This window comes from Enterococcus sp. LJL90 (assembly GCF_056924355.1).
In genome coordinates this window covers 222,810-240,071 of sequence record NZ_JBXPBQ010000003.1, presented here as the reverse complement: position 1 = coordinate 240,071, position 17,262 = coordinate 222,810, and the positions used below count along the sequence as shown (strand labels likewise).

At 40.1% G+C, this 17,262-nt stretch carries 12 protein-coding genes; 2 read left to right on the top strand and 10 right to left on the bottom strand.

Annotated features, from left to right (window positions below):
- Positions 1-173 precede the first annotated feature (173 nt).
- From recQ to AC1Z3S_RS09305, 3 genes are all read right to left on the bottom strand, one after another.
- Positions 174-1,934, bottom strand: a complete 1,761-nt coding sequence (recQ, locus tag AC1Z3S_RS09315; protein ID WP_461740149.1) for a DNA helicase RecQ — start codon at positions 1,932-1,934, stop codon at positions 174-176.
- Positions 1,935-2,314: 380 nt separating this feature from the next.
- Positions 2,315-3,277, bottom strand: coding sequence for an aldo/keto reductase (locus tag AC1Z3S_RS09310; RefSeq protein WP_461740148.1), 963 nt, complete (start codon positions 3,275-3,277; stop codon positions 2,315-2,317).
- A 38-nt stretch (positions 3,278-3,315) separates the two neighbouring features.
- Positions 3,316-4,548, bottom strand: a complete 1,233-nt coding sequence (locus AC1Z3S_RS09305) for an MFS transporter (RefSeq protein WP_461740147.1) — start codon at positions 4,546-4,548, stop codon at positions 3,316-3,318.
- Between the two features lie 198 nt (positions 4,549-4,746).
- Between AC1Z3S_RS09305 and AC1Z3S_RS09300 the strand changes: the two genes are divergently transcribed.
- Positions 4,747-5,376 carry a hypothetical protein gene (locus AC1Z3S_RS09300; protein ID WP_461740146.1) on the top strand — a complete coding sequence of 210 codons (630 nt, stop codon included), beginning with the start codon at positions 4,747-4,749 and terminating at the stop codon, positions 5,374-5,376.
- Between the two features lie 143 nt (positions 5,377-5,519).
- On the opposite strand, the gene AC1Z3S_RS09295 is transcribed toward AC1Z3S_RS09300, so the two are convergent.
- On the bottom strand, positions 5,520-8,201 hold the full coding sequence (locus tag AC1Z3S_RS09295) for an HAD-IC family P-type ATPase (protein ID WP_461740145.1): 2,682 nt from the start codon (positions 8,199-8,201) through the stop codon (positions 5,520-5,522).
- Between the two features lie 343 nt (positions 8,202-8,544).
- Here AC1Z3S_RS09295 and AC1Z3S_RS09290 point away from each other — a divergent pair, with 343 nt between their 5' ends.
- Positions 8,545-9,321 (top strand): epoxyqueuosine reductase QueH, encoded by a 777-nt coding sequence (locus AC1Z3S_RS09290; protein WP_461740144.1) that lies wholly within the window; start codon positions 8,545-8,547, stop codon positions 9,319-9,321.
- Positions 9,322-9,409: 88 nt separating this feature from the next.
- On the opposite strand, the gene yicI is transcribed toward AC1Z3S_RS09290, so the two are convergent.
- The 6 genes from yicI to AC1Z3S_RS09260 form a co-directional block, all read right to left on the bottom strand.
- Positions 9,410-11,677: an alpha-xylosidase gene (gene yicI, locus AC1Z3S_RS09285; protein WP_461740143.1), complete on the bottom strand. Its 2,268-nt coding sequence runs from the start codon at positions 11,675-11,677 to the stop codon at positions 9,410-9,412.
- Positions 11,674-12,558, bottom strand: coding sequence for an ROK family protein (locus AC1Z3S_RS09280; RefSeq protein WP_461740142.1), 885 nt, complete (start codon positions 12,556-12,558; stop codon positions 11,674-11,676). The genes yicI and AC1Z3S_RS09280 overlap by 4 nt, the downstream gene beginning before the upstream one ends.
- A gap of 222 nt (positions 12,559-12,780) precedes the next feature.
- On the bottom strand, positions 12,781-14,199 hold the full coding sequence (locus AC1Z3S_RS09275; protein ID WP_461740141.1) for a response regulator: 1,419 nt from the start codon (positions 14,197-14,199) through the stop codon (positions 12,781-12,783).
- A gap of 38 nt (positions 14,200-14,237) precedes the next feature.
- Positions 14,238-15,059: an alpha/beta hydrolase gene (locus tag AC1Z3S_RS09270; protein WP_461740140.1), complete on the bottom strand. Its 822-nt coding sequence runs from the start codon at positions 15,057-15,059 to the stop codon at positions 14,238-14,240.
- Positions 15,060-15,069: 10 nt separating this feature from the next.
- Positions 15,070-16,530, bottom strand: coding sequence for an alpha-L-fucosidase (locus AC1Z3S_RS09265; RefSeq protein WP_461740139.1), 1,461 nt, complete (start codon positions 16,528-16,530; stop codon positions 15,070-15,072).
- A 1-nt stretch (position 16,531) separates the two neighbouring features.
- Complete coding sequence (locus AC1Z3S_RS09260; protein WP_461740138.1) at positions 16,532-17,173, bottom strand: SGNH/GDSL hydrolase family protein; 642 nt, start codon at positions 17,171-17,173, stop codon at positions 16,532-16,534.
- Positions 17,174-17,262: the final 89 nt, after the last annotated feature.

Here is a 17,262-nt window from a genome sequence, read left to right as displayed (position 1 = left end):
GGATGATGGCTTAAATAGAGCTTAAGGATTTGCAAAATTAAAATCATCAAAAAAAGTCCACTGTCTTTAAAAGCTTTTCATGAAGCCAAACTTTTTTAGACACTGCACTTTTTTGATTTTTTATTTTGAACACTGACATTTCAAGCAACTCAGCTAGACTCACTGATATTTTTTTATTCCGTTTGACTTGATTGTTGAATCAAGTCGATAAAAACTGCGCCATATTTATCTAGTTTATTTTGACCAACACCATTGATGGCCAAAAATTCCAATGAATTTTGCGGTTGTTTATCCGCCAACTCCCGCAAGGTTTTATCTGAAAAAATCATATACGGTGGCAATTTCTGCTGTTGGGCTAAATTTGAACGCAGCTCCCGCAATCGTTCAAATAAGGCATCATCCGCCACCAACTGCCGCACTTGTGCTTGTCGGCGATAAACTTTCCGCTGACCTTTCAATACTTCAACACCGCTGTTGGCTAATTTTAACGTTGGAAATTGTCCGTCTGAGGGGATCAGATAACCCTCGGCTGTTAAATAATCAATCAGCTGGGTCAGTTCTTTTTGGCCCCAGTCCTTCATCAAACCATAGGTCGGCAATGTTTCAAAATGCCATTGTAGCACCTTTTGATTTTTTGAACCGGTCAAAACTTGCGCAACTAAACCTTTACCAAATCGTTCTCCCATGCGTTTAATACACGAAAGAATTTTTTGCGTTTCTAAAGTAATCTCCACCTGTTCCCTTTGGTCTAAACAATTACTGCAGCGACCGCAATCGGCTGCTTCCTCGCCAAAATAATGGAGAATATAGCGCTGCAAACAGCCCTGAGTATGGGCGTATTGTTCCATCTCCCGCAGCTTTAAATATTCCTGCTGCTGATAGGCAATCGTTCCTTGGGATTGTTCGATAAAAAATTTCTGGACTTGAATATCTTGTGGTGCGAACAATAAAACGGCTTCACTTGGCAGACCGTCCCGACCTGCACGGCCAGCCTCTTGATAATAGGATTCCAAATTACCGGGAATTTGATCGTGAATGACAAAGCGCACATTGCTTTTGTTGATGCCCATTCCAAAGGCATTGGTGGCAATCATGACCGTCGTTTGATCAAATAAAAAAGCTTCTTGATTACTTGAGCGTTCCGCCTCTGACAAGCCGCCATGATAACGCCCCACTGAAAAACCGCCATCCTTTAAAATATAAAATAAACGGTCAACTTCTTTGCGGGTGGCAGCATAAATAATTCCCGCCTGCCCTTTATTTAATTTCAAATATTCTTGTAAGTACAAATCCTTTTGCTCTTTAACAACCTTAAAGGCTAAATTTTCTCTGGCAAAACCAGTTTGCACACGATTTTCAGCAGGAATCTTTAACAGCTGGCAAATATCATCAGCCACTTTCGGCGTGGCCGTTGCCGTTAAGGCCACCACGCTGGCAGAAGCTGGTAAGCCTTGCAACAGCTCAGGAATTTTTAAATAGCTAGGGCGAAAATCATGGCCCCACTGGGAAATACAGTGGGCTTCGTCAATCGCCACTAAATCAATTGGCAAACTTTCCAGCAGTTGTTGAAAAGATGCGGCCTCCAAACGTTCAGGAGCGACATAAAGCAATTTTAATTCGCCATTGCGGGCTTGCCGCATCCGCTGTTGCCATTGTTCTTGACTGAGGCTGCTATTAATATAAGCCGCCGCAATCCCCATCTCCTGCAGACTATCCACTTGATCTTTCATCAGGGCAATCAGTGGTGAAATCACTAAAGTTACACCGGGTAATGCTAGTGCTGGCAGTTGATAGCAAATCGATTTACCACCACCAGTGGGCATAATCCCCAGCACTGGTTTTTTTTCAAAGATTTTCTCAATAATCGCCTGCTGTCCTGGTCGAAAACTGCGATAACCAAAAGTTTTTTCTAATAAAGGAATTAAGTTTTGCATACTAGCCTCATTTCTAAACACCCCTCATTATACGCAAAAGTTGACGAAGAAAAAAGGCTCTCGAAAATAAAAAATTAATTCAGCTGAGTTTTACTTCTTTCAATGCGCTATAAAAAGATGCGCAAAAATCAACCACTTACTTCGTGATAAAAAAATTTGTATAATTTAAAGCTTTTCAACAGCTGCTTTGCGGTTATAAAAAACTAACTGAAAGTTTTCTAGTCTACTGCTTTACAAATTCCTACTATTATATAAAGCGTCATTGTGAAAATTGGCACTTTTAATTTAGTGCTCCTGTCAGACTTCTTATCGAAAAATAAAATAAAGAAGACTCGCACTCCTTTCATGATAAAGGATGAGCAAGTCTTCTATTAAAGGTCTTAATCTTTTAATTCTAAATAAGCAATTTCTGCTGGAGTCAAGCTAACCTCTAAGGCTTTTAAGCTTGAAAGTAATTCATTTTTATTACGAGGTCCAATCGAAACTGTTACTTCAAAACGAGGGTCTAAAACATAAGCTAACGCAACGTTAACTGGCTCCACGCCTTTTTTCGCAGCTAATTCTTCTACACGAGCTAATTTCTTAAAGTTTCTTTCTGTGAAGAAGGCGTCTTTAATATCTTGCGGAGCATCGGCGTTCATATCTTTCCATAAAGGAACGAAGAAGCCGGCACTTTGAGCGCCCCAACTCATCACAGTGATACCTAAATCAGCATTAGCTTTAACATAATCGGCATCCGCATAGACAGTTCCAACCCAGCGAGGTTTTTCAACATCTGCTAAAGTAAACGACGGGCTGTTGACACTAATTCCTTGATAGCCTTTAGCATTACAATACTCAGCGGCTTCTTTGACCCGAGCCAATGACCAGTTGCTCATACCATAAGCTTTGATTTTGCCTTCTTGATGATGCTCTTCTAAACGATCCATCAATTCCGCTACAGGGACGGATTCATCGTCTCGATGCAAGACATATAAGTCAAAGAAATCCACGCCCATATTTTTCAAAGAAAATTCTAAATCTTCGGTAATATATTTCGCAGCAACACGGCTTTGCTCTGGATAATGAACATTGTTTTCATCCACATAATGATGGACCGCTTTGTTGACGAGAATCAACTCGTCACGATTGCCTCGTTCTCTCAACCATTTGGTAATAATTGTTTCGGACTTGCCACCGTTATAAAAACGTCCTGTATCGATTACGTTGCCGCCTTGTTTAACATATTCATCCATTAAATCAAAAATCACAGCTTCATCTTCTGGGCCAAACCAGCCAGTTCCTAATGAAACACGGGCGACCTCTTTATCGATTCCTTTGATTTTCGTATACGTCATTGTCATTGTGAAACGCTCCTTAATTTTTGCTTTTCTTTTGAAAATTATTTACTACTGACATCGGCTGTTTTGCCAAATTTATTGCCAATTTTGGCACCGAAAACTTTGCTGTAACGCATTCCGATTAAGAGTGCTAGGACAAAACAAACGGTTGAAAAGGCTACTGCTAACAACATAACCCGTGTAAAGTCGCCAGCCATTAAAGTTTGGACTAAAACTGGCACCACATAAGAAGCACCTGCCATAAAGACATTGTAAAGACTTGTGTTGCGGCCTTTGCCTTCTGGGAAGAATTGGCTCAACATCGCATTACCGATTTGCAAGACACCACCAGCTGCGAAGAAACCAACACCGAAGGAACCGATTGTTAATGTTAATTGGCTTGGAATCAGATAGACCATCGCTAATAATAAAGTAGCCACTAAACCGTACACGATCATGACGGTGATATCTTTGATACCTTTTGACATGATAACTGAAGTTAGAAGTACTGCAATGAAACTACCTAAACTATAAATTGTCACTAAACTACTAGAAGCCACATCAGACATGCCAACAATATCAACTGCGTATAAAGTTGATGTTTGTTGCCATAAATAGAAAGTGCCGAAGATAAAGAAAGCGTAAGCCATTAAGAAAATGCCTTCCAGATAAAATTTCGGTTTGCTGGCAAATTTGGCTTCCTCTGCCTTTTCTTCCTTGGCAACTTCTTTTCCTTTAATATCTGGGAACTTGGCAGTCATCATGAAAATGAAATTCACGGCAACCACGACTAATGGTAAAACTAATGACCAGCCATACCAAAGATTATTCGTTCTCAAGAAACTGATAAACAACGGCGCTACACCGCCGGCTGCGATAAAACCTTTGACAATTACAGAAGCGACACTTGGTCGGTCCGGATAAATTTCCATCAAAGCAGGATAAGTTGCCCCATCTAAGAAAGAAGTTGCTGCCCCAGCTGTGAAAGCCACCACATAAGCTAAAGTTAAATTATTACATAAAATTAAGCCGCCGAAGAAACAAATGTAGCCAATCATTCCGATTAAAGCAATCGGCTTGCGACCAAATTTATCCGCTAACATACCTGAGAAAAGCAACACGATAATTTTGCCGATTCCGGTAGCGGCAATCACGCCCATCACGCCAGCCGTGGTGGTGTTCCAGTTTTCAGCAAAGTTATTGATGTTCTGTGAAATAATAATTGCTTGGATACCCTGTACAAAATAATTCATGTATAAACCGAGTGACGTTGAAAAATATTTGTTTTTTAACATGTCCTGAACCCCTTTAATTTACCCAGCGTTTTTTTGTTAATGTGATGTTTTTCACATTAACTCTGCACAAATAGTTTAATACAGGTAGAATGATAAAACTAATGCTTTATTTTGATTGTTTTTATAAATTTTTTTCATATGTGGATTTGCAATAAAAATTAAAACTTGATAAGCTATTTGTAAGGAGAATGAAAGGAGATGAAAAAGTTGGAAATTAATTACATTTTAGAAAATTCTGCCAAAAATCTGTGGCGAACCAAAGGCAAGCTAGGTACGATTTTATTATTAATCATCGTCGGCAGCTTCTGCTACTTCTTTATGCTTTACAGCTCTTTCATCGGTCACTGGCAGGCAGACTCCATGGCAGCTGCCGCAAAATCTTCTTTCGGTATCCAATCCATCAGTAACACGCTGCCGATTCAGCTGGCAAAATTTATGGCGACCTTGCTTTCCTTTTGTTTTTTTGTCTTGATGGCGGTGTATACTAAACGCAGCACCATTCAATATGCCCAAATTCAAAAGGAGGATTTTGAAATTCAAAGTTTTCTTGGCGAGCGGACCTCGATAATTGCCTGCGAATTTGCTCTACAATCCATTTGCTACCTATTAATTTCTCAGCCAATTGGTTTAGCAATCGGCAATTTTTTATATCGTCGCAGCATGGTGGGCTTGATGAGCGCCGCTGAGTTCAACAGCTTATTAAAAACATTTCCTTTTCCAATCTGGACCTTTCTTGGCTTGTTACTGGCAAGCTGCCTCTATGTCTTTCTAGGAAATTTTTCCTACATTTATCGTCTATTACTACGGGAATTTAATCGTGAAGACTAACATTAATGAAGGATTGAAAAGCCTGCGCCAAGAGCTTTTCAATCCTGCAATTTTTTTAAAATAAAAAACCGCAGGAGTTAGCTTCTAGCTGAAAAAGCTAGGCAAAATTTCTGCGGTTTATTTTTGTCTAATGGATTTAAAGCTTAACGCCATTCACTGGCGTACAAATCTTTTTCTTCTTGGTTGCCGAATTTATTGCGAATAAATTTATCCGCTTCGGTAATCACCAAGATTAAAGCTCCGGCCACTAAAGTCACGCCCCATTCCGTCAAACTCATCGCTTCCGTGTGGAAGAACTGATTCATAAACGGTACATAGGTGAGTAACAGTTGCAGCCCCAGCATAATGGCAATGATGACAAAGGCCATTTTGTTGCTGAAGAAATCTTTTGAAAAGGCAAAGCTGTTGGTCCGGATATTAAAGAGATAAAAAATCTTACTCATCACCATAATATTAACCATCATCGTGCTAGCTGTTACCTGATTAACCCCTTGAGCAAGAATCCACTCATAGGCAAACAAACTAATCAGCGCCATCAAAATAGAGACATAGGCCATCTGAATCACATCATGGCGATTCATCAAGTTGGCGGAATTTTTGCGGGGCTTCCGCTGCATAATTCCCGCTTCTGCCGGTTCAAAAATAAAGGCAAACTGAATCGTAATCGCCGAGACCATATTAATCCACAACAATTGGGTCGCCTGCAACGGCATTTCCCGCTGCATTAAAATGGTGAAAGCAATAATCAGCCCTTCTGCAAAAGAGGTCGGCAATAAAAAGAGAATGCTCTTTTTAATATTATCGTAAATTCGGCGGCCTTCACGAATCGCCACCCCAATTGTCGCAAAACTATCATTGGCTAAAATCATATCCGCCGAATCTTTGGCCACGTCTGTCCCAGTAATACCCATTGCCACGCCGATGTCGGCTTTCTTCAAAGCCGGTGCATCATTGACACCATCACCAGTCATGGCGGTGACTTTGCCGCTCTCTTGTAAAGCAGCAACGATTTCCAATTTATTTTTTGGCGTCGTGCGGGCAAAAACTTGGTGGCTAACTGCTGTTTCAGCTTTTTCTGTTTCAGAAAGCTGATCCCAATCAGGACCAGTAATGACTTTGATATTTTTGGCTAAGCCTAATTTTTCTCCAATCGTTTTAGCAGTCGTCGGGTGATCACCGGTAATCATTTTAACTTCAACACCAGCTTCCCTCATATCTTTTAAAACACTGATGACTTCTTCCCTCGGCGGGTCGATGATTCCAGCAACACCTAGAAATTGAATTCCTTCAGCTAATAATTCATGGGTAATCTCTGTAACATCCGCCGGCACTTTCTGATAACCGACTGCCACCACCCGCTTACCTTCTTCTGTCAATCGCTGAACTTTTTGGGCCCAGCTATCAAAGACAAAGTCCGCTGTACTGGCTTGGGCCATCGGCAATAATTTATCCGGCGACCCTTTAATAAAGATAATATTTTCCAGGGTAGTTCCCCGAACTAATTTTGCCATATAGCGGTAATCTGAATCAAAGGGCAGCATATCGATTTCTTCATAGGCTGGTGCCTTTGAAAAAACTTTATGATACAAGGTTAAAAATGAACCATCGGTGGGTTCACCATTAATCTGCCACGTTTTATTTTCCTCAAACAACAAAGTATCATTCGCTTCAAACCCAGCCTCCAAGAATAATTTTAATTTTTCTGTCACTGGCTGTTCTTTACCAAACTCAGAAATTTTTCCGACTGGCTCATAGCCATTGCGGCTGACCTTATAATGATGGTCATCAATCAAAAGGTCTTTGACCGTCATTTCATTTTTCGTCAAAGTCCCGGTTTTATCGGTCGCAACCACATCGACGGAGCCTAATGTTTCCACCGCCGGCAAAGATTTCACAATCGTGTGCTTGTTTTTAGCCATGTCGCTCACGCCCATCGCTAAAATAACTGAAGTGGTAGCCGGCAGTCCTTCTGGAATCGAACCGACAATCATCGTCACAACAGCTAAAGCTAAAACCGAAAGGGAATAGGTTTCAAAAAATAAACCTAATGCGAACAAAGCAACCGCTGCAGCCAAGACAACATAAGAAACGCCTTTACCTAAATTATCAATTTGGCGCATCAATGGAGACTTGCCTTTTTTAACTTGGCTGACCTCCGTTGAAATTTTCCCGATTTCCGTATCGGCCGCAGTCGCAACAACGACGCCAAGCCCACTCCCATTGGTCACAGAAGTTGAGGCAAAGGCCATGTTAAATTGTTCCGCCAAGGGAATATTTTCGCCAACTAAATCCTCTGCTGTCTTTTCTAACGAGTCGGCTTCACCGGTTAAAGAGGCCTCTTGAATCCGCAAATTATCGGCATCGACAATCCGCAAATCCGCTGGCACACTATCACCGGCTTCTAAGAAAACCACATCGCCGACAACTAAATCTTCAGCGGGAATATCCTGCCGTTGACCATCCCGATAAACCGTCGCTTTCGCCGCTAACATTTCTTTGATTTTATCCAAGGCATCAGAGGCATTGGCTTCTTGATAATAACCAATTAAGGCATTGGCAATAACCACTAGGCCAATAATCACGGCATCCGAATAATGACCCATCAAAATCGTCAGTAAGGCTGCTAAGACTAAAATATAAATAATCATATTGTGAAATTGTCGTACAAAAAGTTTCCACTTTGGCGTCTTTTCGCTGGCCAACTGATTGGGACCATTCGTTGCTAGCCGTTTTTCGGCTTCTTCAGCACTTAGTCCATTTTCAAAATTTTCTGCTTGATAAGCTTGTTTCAATTGATTGATACTCTGGTGATAATCTTCCTTCATTGTGTTTAAACACTCCTTGATTTTTTACTTTTTAGCTACACAAATAAACGCTCCGCAAAAAAATGCGCACCGCTGCCTGCTACTCGATTAAAAAATAAGGAACTTCAAAAACATACAACGACGTCTCGGCGTCAGGGTCCATTATACTATCACCTCCAAATAAAAATTAATTTTAGCATAGCAAAAATAACGGCAGTTGTCAAAGGGCTTACATTTTCTTAGCATTTTTATAATCATTGCAAGTTGAAAAAAATTCTTAACAACTCTTTTCCTAAAAGAAAATCTTCGTTATAATATGGACAATTAGTTGCGGAGACTTTCCGCTGAAAAAGAGGTCAAAACCATGTTAGATGCTACAACTGTCCTAGAAAAAATGGCCATGCAAAAGGTCAATTACGATAAAGTATTACGCAAAGTTATCAACGACTGGCAAAAAAATGAAGAGCGCCCAAAAATTCTAATGCACTCCTGTTGTGCCCCTTGCAGCACCTATACTTTAGAATTTTTATGTGAATATGCTGATGTGACCATCTTCTTTGCTAATTCTAATATCCATCCCGAAAGTGAATACCAGCGGCGGGTTTTAGTTCAAAAAAAATTCATCGATGATTTCAACGCCAACACTAATCATGCTGTACAGCTAATTGTCGATGAGTATAAACCCAATGAATTCGTTAAAATAGTGACCGCCGCCAAATTAGATAAAGAACCAGAGGGCGGCGAGCGCTGCACCGCTTGCTTTAATATGCGTTTAGATTTAGCCGCCGAAAAAGCCGCCGAATTAGGCTTTGATTACTTCGGCTCAGCTCTGACAATTTCGCCGAAAAAAAACAGTGCTCTAATCAATCAAATCGGCATGGACATCCAAAAAATTTATAACACAAACTATCTACCCAGCGATTTCAAAAAAAACAGCGGCTACCAACGCTCAATTGAAATGTGCAAAGAATACGATGTCTACCGCCAATGCTATTGCGGCTGTATCTTCGCCGCCAAACAACAAGGCGCCGATATCAAAGCAGTCAACCAAGAAGCCAAAGCTTACGTTGCTGACCATCAGGCAGAATTGGCAGAGCTGTTGCCAGAGAGAAGGGTGAAAGCGAAAGAAACATCCGTCTAGACAATAATTTTAGGCAACCATACAACTAAAAGAGGAGCTGGCGATGACCAAGCTCCTCTTTATTTTCTCTGTGCATTCAGTTTCTTTATTAATTCAAATCAATTGAAAATTGTTTTTGCGTAATTTGCGCTGTCACAGTTTCTTTAGCTGCTAAATGAAGGATAACTTGCCCTGTCACATCCCCGTCAATTGCTACAGAAGCCTGTTGACCATTTCGAGAAATAGAAATTTCTGCTAAGTATTGACCAGTAGTATCAAATATTTTTGCCTGACAATTTTGTGGTTGATACACATGAATTTCAACATCTTGATGGTAGTCGTATTCAGCTTTGTTATCTTGTCCGGTTACTAAAATACTATTGGGTTTCACTAATAGCGGCAGATGGAAATAGTCATAGGTTTCTTGATACCATTTGCCACCAGCATAAGTTTTACCGGATAAATAATCGGTCCAAACAGCTTCTGTGTCCGGTACATAAAAATCAACGACTCCCTGATCATTAAAGACAGGTGCCACTAATAAATTTTCGCCCAACATATACTGCTGATCTAACGTATGGGTTGCTCGATCTTTTTCAAAATCTAAGAACATACTACGCATCATCGGCACACCTGTGTGGGTTGTCAGAACCGATTGACTTTGTAAATAGGGCATCAAACTTAATTTCAATTTTGTAAAGAATTGCGAAACTGCCACCGCTTCTTCTCCATATAACCATGGCACTTTATACTCCCAACTACCATGATAACGACTATGAGAAGAAAGCAAACCAAATTGCGTCCAACGCTTGTATAAATCTGGTGTCGAACCTGCTTCAAAGCCGGAAATATCATGGCTCCAATAACCAAAACCACCTAAACCAAATGATAAGCCAGCCCGCAAAGTTTCCGCCATTGAAGGATAATCGGACGTACTGTCGCCACCCCAGTGCACTGGGAATTTTTGTGAGCCAACGCTAGCACTACGGGCAAATAAAACTGCCTGGCCCTCGCCTTTTTCTTTTTTCAGCAAATCAAAAACGACTTCATTATATAAATATGCGTAATAGTTGTGCATTTTTTCAGCATCTGCACCGTTGTAATAAACTGCATCTGTCGGAATTCTCTCACCAAAATCCGTTTTAAAAGAATCCACACCCATATCTAATAATGCTTTTAGTTTACCATTGTACCAAGCAACCGCTTCTGGATTAGTAAAATCAACGACTGCCATACCAGCCTGCCATTTATCCCATTGCCAAACGTCGCCATTCTTGCGTTTCAAGAAGTAGCCACCTGCCATGCCTTCGTCAAATAGCGGAGATTTTTGCCCGATATAAGGATTAATCCAGACACAAATTTTTAAGCCTTTTGCCTTTAAGCGCTGCAACATTTTAACCGGCTCTGGAAAAGTTCGTTCATCCCAAGTAAAGTTACACCATTCATATTCCCGCATCCACAAACAATCAAAGTGGAAAACCTCCAAAGGAATATCCCGCTCAAGCATCCCATCGACAAAGGAATTGACAGTTTTCTCATCATAATCTGTCAAAAAGGAGGTGCTAAGCCACAACCCAAATGACCATGCTGGTGGTAATGCAGGTTTTCCAGTTAAATCCGTATAATTATTAATGACATCTTTGATGGTTTCACCAGCAATCACGAAGTATTCTAACGCTTCACCCGGTACACTAAACTGCACGCGGGATACTTTTTCACTTCCCACTTCAAAGCTGACTTTGTCTGGTGAGTTAACAAAAACACCATAGCCTTGGTTGCTAATATAAAACGGAATATTTTTATAGGCTTGTTCGGTACCCGTTCCGCCATCGGCATTCCAAATATCAACAGATTGACCATTCTTAATAAAATTAGTGAATCGTTCTCCTAAACCATAAATTTTTTCATCCACCCCAATTGTCAACTGCTCACTAATATACGGCAGCCCTTTCGGATCATGAATGTAGGCTTTGCTGCGGGAGAGACTTTGGGTAATTGGTTTACCTTTATAAGAAAAATTAGCTTCTAAACCTTCTCCTTTGGTTAATTCGACAGAGAGATCACCAGATGTATAGCGATACACTTTTTCATCTTCTAAAATTTCCGGTTGGATTTCTTGACTGCTAATTTCAAAATCCGGGAATTTTTTTTGAATTCCTTTATAGTTGTATAACTTCACCCCGATAACATCTTGATGGGGTGTGGATAGTTCCATTGTTAAAAGCCCACCATCTAATGTTGCTCCTTTATGGCCAACATAAGTATAGGGCATATAAGCAATCAGCTTATTTTCCTTTTGAACTGCATCGTAAATATGCACGGCATACTTAACATCATAGCCCTCTTTAATTAGCCAGCCACCATCTGAATATTTCATCCTTTTCGCTCCTTTGAAATTAAATATAAAGCGCCTAATAAACCAGCGTCATTTGAATAAAAACATTTTTCCACCACCACTGAAAAATCAGGCCAGTGGGGGTTTTCTTGTAAAGCTGCTTCAACTAACGGTACTAATTGCGGATTTTGACTGACGCCACCGCCGAGTAAAACTTTTTGCGGATTCAAAGTTGTCACAGTATTAAAAATTGCGATTGCTACATAGCGACTCCAATTTCTTAAAATTTCTTTGGTAGTCAATCGCTCATCGGCAAAAATCTCTTCTCCAGAAATTTCTTGCTCCGCTGATATTTGATAAAACTGACGGTATTGGTCAACTAAAGCTCTAGTTGAAGCGAAGTCATGGAGCGTTTGATAGCCGCTATCAGAAAAATTGGTAATCATCATCCCAAATTCACCGGCTCTGAAACCCGCACCATGAATAATTTCTCGATTCTCGACAATGGCTCCGCCAATTCCGGTACCAAGTGTAATCAGTAAAAAATCAGCAACATCTTGGGCATTCCCTTTAGCTAGTTCTGCTAAAGCGGCACAATTGGCGTCGTTCTCAATTTTTATGGGAACCTCGTGATTAATCTCTTTTGCCAATAATTCAATAATATTGGCTCCGTGCAAATTAGCTAAAGCCCCAGCTAGAAGTGCCTCACCACTTTCTGGATTGATAAATCCGGGAAAACTCAGACCAATTCCTTCAATTTGAAAATTATTTTTGGCAGTAAAATAGCAGTCTGCTAGACTGGTGAAAAAAATTTTTTCCTCATGATTCGTTGGCATCTTCCCCTTGGTTAAAAACTGGCCTTCGTCAGTTAATACTGCGTATTTGACAAAGGTCCCGCCAACATCAAAACATAAGTAGTTCACTTCAACACCTCCTTATGATAACCCTTTCAAAGTTTATTATACGTAATCACCTGCTCTTTTTAATACCGCTAATATTAGTGGCAATACTGTGAAAAATAGTCTTTTCCTTTGACCTGTTACCTAAAATAGAAAAACACTTCAGCTACTGTAAACTATCCACCATCATCAATCATAATTGACTGCGGGAAAAATAGTTCTACTAGCCCAAGTGTCCAACCTAGATTACTCTGTTATCTTTTTGCGGAACTCATTTGGTGACTGTTTAAAAAATTGCTTAAATTTTTTGTAGAAATAATCCACATTATGATAACCGACATTTTCGGCCACCTCATAGACCATTAAATTAGAATTTTGCAAGAGGTCCGCTGCTCGATTCATTCTAATCTTCTCTAAATAGCTTAAAAAAGTTTCATTGGTTTTCTTTTTAAATTTTTTCCCTAGATAAGCGCTGTTATAACCGAATTGATCTGAGACTGACTTTAAGGTTAAATCCTTTTGATAATTTTTCTCCAAAAAATGGATAATCTCTAAAACAATATCTAAATTGTTTAACTGCTTAGCAACAGAAAGTGAAAATTCCGCCAGCCTTTCTTGAAAACGTTGCAGTAAATCCGCACAAGTCACTGCACTCCAAAAAAATTCTTTGTTTGAATGATTTTCAGCGGTTAACGTTTCTGGGTTAGCACCAATCCGCTGGGCTACCAGCAGAATAATCTGTTCAAACTCATGATTGACATGCCACTTGATGTCCCGTTCATAAGCCAATTCAAAAATAAAATTATTTCGGTAAGCCGTTAAGATGGGCAGTAAGGGCTGATTATTTAAAATAGCTTCAACAAACTGATTGGTAATATGCTCCGTGTAGAGGACCTGACTTTGTTTTTTTAGTAGTTTTGCTTGGGAAATCCACTGATTGGAAAACAAAAAGGTCATTCGCTGTAATTCTCGAACAGTCTCCGCGATTACGTGCAGATCTTGATTTGTTTTTAACCAACCCGTCATTAAGATTTCTTCTTGTCCTAACAGGTCGACTAAACTTTTACCAGCTACTTCAAATGCCACTCTATCTAATAAAAATAAATAATTATAGCCAAAGTTATTCAAAGTAACGGTCACGGCCGCATGCTGAACAATTGTTTCTAACATTTCAGGGACTTCTTCTTGGGGATAACACAGACAATTAATCTGCTGAAATCCTTGCAGACCAGTGTGATCATTACCGAAAATTTTGCTCATCAATTCTTGCTTCAAGGTATTTTCCCGCTGTACTTGATCGCTTTGATTAATTGAAATGAGAATTTCAATTAATTCGTCTTCATCCACGGGCTTTAGCAGATAAGACGCCAAGCCGAGCTTAATCGCTTCTTTAGCATACTCAAAATCTGAATATCCCGATAAAACAATCGAATAAAAATCACTTTGCTGCGCCTTGGCCTGCTTCAACATCTCTAGACCGTTCATTTTCGGCATCCGGATATCAGTAATGACTAAATCCGGATGCTCAGACAAAATAATTTTTAAACCTTCTTCACCGTTTTCAGCAGTCCATGCTACCTGATAACCATAGTCTTCCCATTCAATCAAATTAGGTAATCCCGTTCTAATCATTTCTTCGTCATCAATTACTAATATCTTTTTCATGGGGACCTCCTAGTTTTTTTATCTCTTTAACCTCACAATTACTTACTGTTAAACAACTCTTCAAACCACTTTGCAAAAAGTTCTGGCCAAACAGCTACTGTTTTTTCAATTCCATATAGTGGCTGACCAGTAGCAGTTTCCTTCACAGCTAGCGACAGGCCGTGCCCACCCTTGGTGAACAAATGCAGCTCAACAGGAACCTGCACTTTACGCAAGGCCGCCGTAAATAGCAGACTGTTTTCAGCTGGTACCAAGCCATCCTCGCCAGTATGCCAAATAAAAGTCGGTGGCGTCTTGCTGGTTACCAAATTTTCTAAGGAAAAATCAGCGGCAGCCTGTTGGTAATTTTCCCCTAATAGATTTTTAAAAGAATCCTGATGTCCAAAAGAACCGCTACTAATTACAGGGTAGCTCAGGAGCAATGCGTTAGGTCGCCATCTTTCACAGGGACCCTCAAGATAATCAGCAATCATTTCAGTTTGCCAAGCGGCACCAAGATGGGCTGCTAAATGCCCCCCGGCAGAAAAACCAGCAACAATAATTTTTTCGGGATTTACAAACCATTCCTCACTATTTTTTCTGACTAGCGCAACGCTAGCAGCTAACTGTATTAGAGCTGTTGGATAGGTTGCTGGTTGAACACTGTAATGTAAAACGAAAACTTGATATCCAAAGGCCAGCATCTTTATAGCAACTGGTTCTGCTTCACGATCAGAGGTCACTTCGTAACCACCACCGGGGCAAATAATCATTGCCGGTCGTCGTCGGTTCACATCCATTTCCTGAGAATTTTCCATCACATAAGTTGTCAAGCTTGCAGTGCTTCCGTTAATTGGTAGTGCAATTTTATCATGAATCACAAAAATCCCTCTACTCTATTTGAATTTTTAATACAATCGGCAATTCTGTCGTTAATTTTGGTAAATTCACCTGTAAGCCTTGTTGACTTTTTTGCCAAACTAGCTCCTCTGAATTTTCTAACAAGATAATCCTTTTGATAATTCCGTGAAACTCTGGAATATTTTGATCTTGACTATCGCCTAAGGATTTTATCCAAGCAGTCCCTTGCGGCGGCTCCATAAATATTGCATAAATGCTATCCCCTTGAACCGTAAACCTGATATCTTTAGAAGTATAGTTTTGAATACTTGCCTCTTGAAATTGACCCGACTTTAATTGTGTCGGTCCTTCTCCAGCTTTACGCCACGGCTTTGATTTATAAATGGCAGCTCCATTAACTGCTAACCAAGCCCCGAGGGTTTCTAAAATTTCGCGGTCTCGCTGGGGAATTTCACCATTCCCCTTTGGCCCAACATTTAATAATAAATTGCCATTTTTGCTAACAACTTCAATTAAATCATGTAAAATTTCTTTTGGTGTTTTGTAATCCAGTGTAGTAGTGTAGCACCATGAGTTGCGAGCAATTGCCGTATCTGTCTGCCAATAGAACGGCTGTGAATCAGCAAATTTCCCTCTCTCGATTTCCACAATACCCGAGCCAAACATCATTGCGTCATGTTTATAGGAAATACTAGTCGGTCTGTTCCATTGGACACCACGATTGTAATAAAAAGCCGCCAGCAATTGTAAGCTTTCCTTAAAAGCAGCATGTTGAATCCACCAATCGAAATACAAGATTTCTGGTTGATATTGCTCAATAATTTCACAAGTACGCAAGAGCCAGTCTTCTAAAAATTCAGCTGTTGGATAGGGTTCACTATAAAGTGCCTGGTTATCCGGTTCTGGCATAGCTGGCCAATAAAAATCACCTTTTTCTAACGGCTCTTTGACATCGCTTGTAAACTCTTTACCGTGACCAAAGAAAAACCAATGCTCAGCCCGATGAGAAGACGTACAAAAATGCAGACCAGCAGCCTCTGATGACTGTTTCAACTCCTTCAAAATGTCTCGTTTGGGTCCCATCTCAACTGCATTGAAGTGCGAAATTTCACTGTTATACATTTGAAAGCCATCATGATGCTCGGCTACAGGAAAAATATATTTAGCTCCCGCTTGTTTAAATAAAGACACCCATTCTTCGGGATTAAAATTTTCAGCAGTAAATAATGGAATAAAATCCTGATAACCGAATTTATATTGCGGACCATACGTTTGACGATGATGATCAAATTCTGGATGACCTTCAATATACATATTGCGGGAATACCATTCATTATTAAACGCTGGAATGCTGTATAGTCCCCAATGAATAAAAATGCCAAACTTGGCCTCCTTAAACCACGCAGGTATCTCAAATTGATTCAAAGATTGCCAATTCGGGAAAAAAGGACCTTGATTGGCAACTTTTTTAATTTCTGTTAAAGATAGCATTTTACCCCTCCAATCCAACCGCCTGCAACCAGGCTTTGGCGATTATGACATGTCCTGCCAATGATGGATGGACCCGATCTGCACTCAAAACATAGGACGACTGAAGTGCTGTAAAGCGATCCATCTCAGCTTGTAAATCAACATAAGACAAGCCATATTTGTCCGCCAATTTTTCAGTAATCTGATTATAAGTCATCAGCATTTTTTTCATTGGGTCCTCTTGATTAGCCTCTACCATAAAAGCAGAGAGCAAGACAAGCTTTATTTTTTTTTCTAAACTTTCAAGAATAAGCTCCTCATAGATTTTTTCAAATTTATCTTGTTTTACTTGTTCCTGCTGCATAAACGTTCCGTCAAACTGTCGCCAGACATCGTTCACACCAATCATAATCGTTAAACAGTCTGGCTGAAGAGCCATAACTTTCCCCCATCTCTCCTTTAAATCTGTAATTCGATTGCCACTGACCCCTTGATTCATAATCATCAGTTCTTTTTCAGGATGAAGGCCTGTTGTATAGGCATTGATTAAATTAACGAAGCCTTCGCCCCAAGAAGACCAAGCAGCCGGAGCAGCTTCATAGTCACGATTAGCATCGGTAATCGAATCTCCGACAAAAACTATGCGTTGCTTTTTTTTGAACATGGTATCAAGTCCTTTTTTATTTAGTTGGTAAATCTTCAATTGACCCTTATAAAGTAAGTTTCCTTTTGATTTCTCAAAAAAGGAATTGC

Bases quoted from the DNA above. Each gene is read 5' to 3' on its own strand.
- AC1Z3S_RS09260 (WP_461740138.1), bottom strand. From the start codon at position 17,173: ATGTTCAAAAAAAAGCAACGCATAGTTTTTGTCGGAGATTCGATTACC.
- AC1Z3S_RS09275 (WP_461740141.1), bottom strand. From the start codon at position 14,199: ATGAAAAAGATATTAGTAATTGATGACGAAGAAATGATTAGAACGGGA.
- recQ (WP_461740149.1), bottom strand. From the start codon at position 1,934: ATGCAAAACTTAATTCCTTTATTAGAAAAAACTTTTGGTTATCGCAGT.
- AC1Z3S_RS09290 (WP_461740144.1), top strand. From the start codon at position 8,545: ATGTTAGATGCTACAACTGTCCTAGAAAAAATGGCCATGCAAAAGGTC.
- AC1Z3S_RS09300 (WP_461740146.1), top strand. From the start codon at position 4,747: ATGAAAAAGTTGGAAATTAATTACATTTTAGAAAATTCTGCCAAAAAT.
- AC1Z3S_RS09295 (WP_461740145.1), bottom strand. From the start codon at position 8,201: ATGAAGGAAGATTATCACCAGAGTATCAATCAATTGAAACAAGCTTAT.
- AC1Z3S_RS09305 (WP_461740147.1), bottom strand. From the start codon at position 4,548: ATGTTAAAAAACAAATATTTTTCAACGTCACTCGGTTTATACATGAAT.
- yicI (WP_461740143.1), bottom strand. From the start codon at position 11,677: ATGAAATATTCAGATGGTGGCTGGCTAATTAAAGAGGGCTATGATGTT.
- AC1Z3S_RS09310 (WP_461740148.1), bottom strand. From the start codon at position 3,277: ATGACAATGACGTATACGAAAATCAAAGGAATCGATAAAGAGGTCGCC.
- AC1Z3S_RS09265 (WP_461740139.1), bottom strand. From the start codon at position 16,530: ATGCTATCTTTAACAGAAATTAAAAAAGTTGCCAATCAAGGTCCTTTT.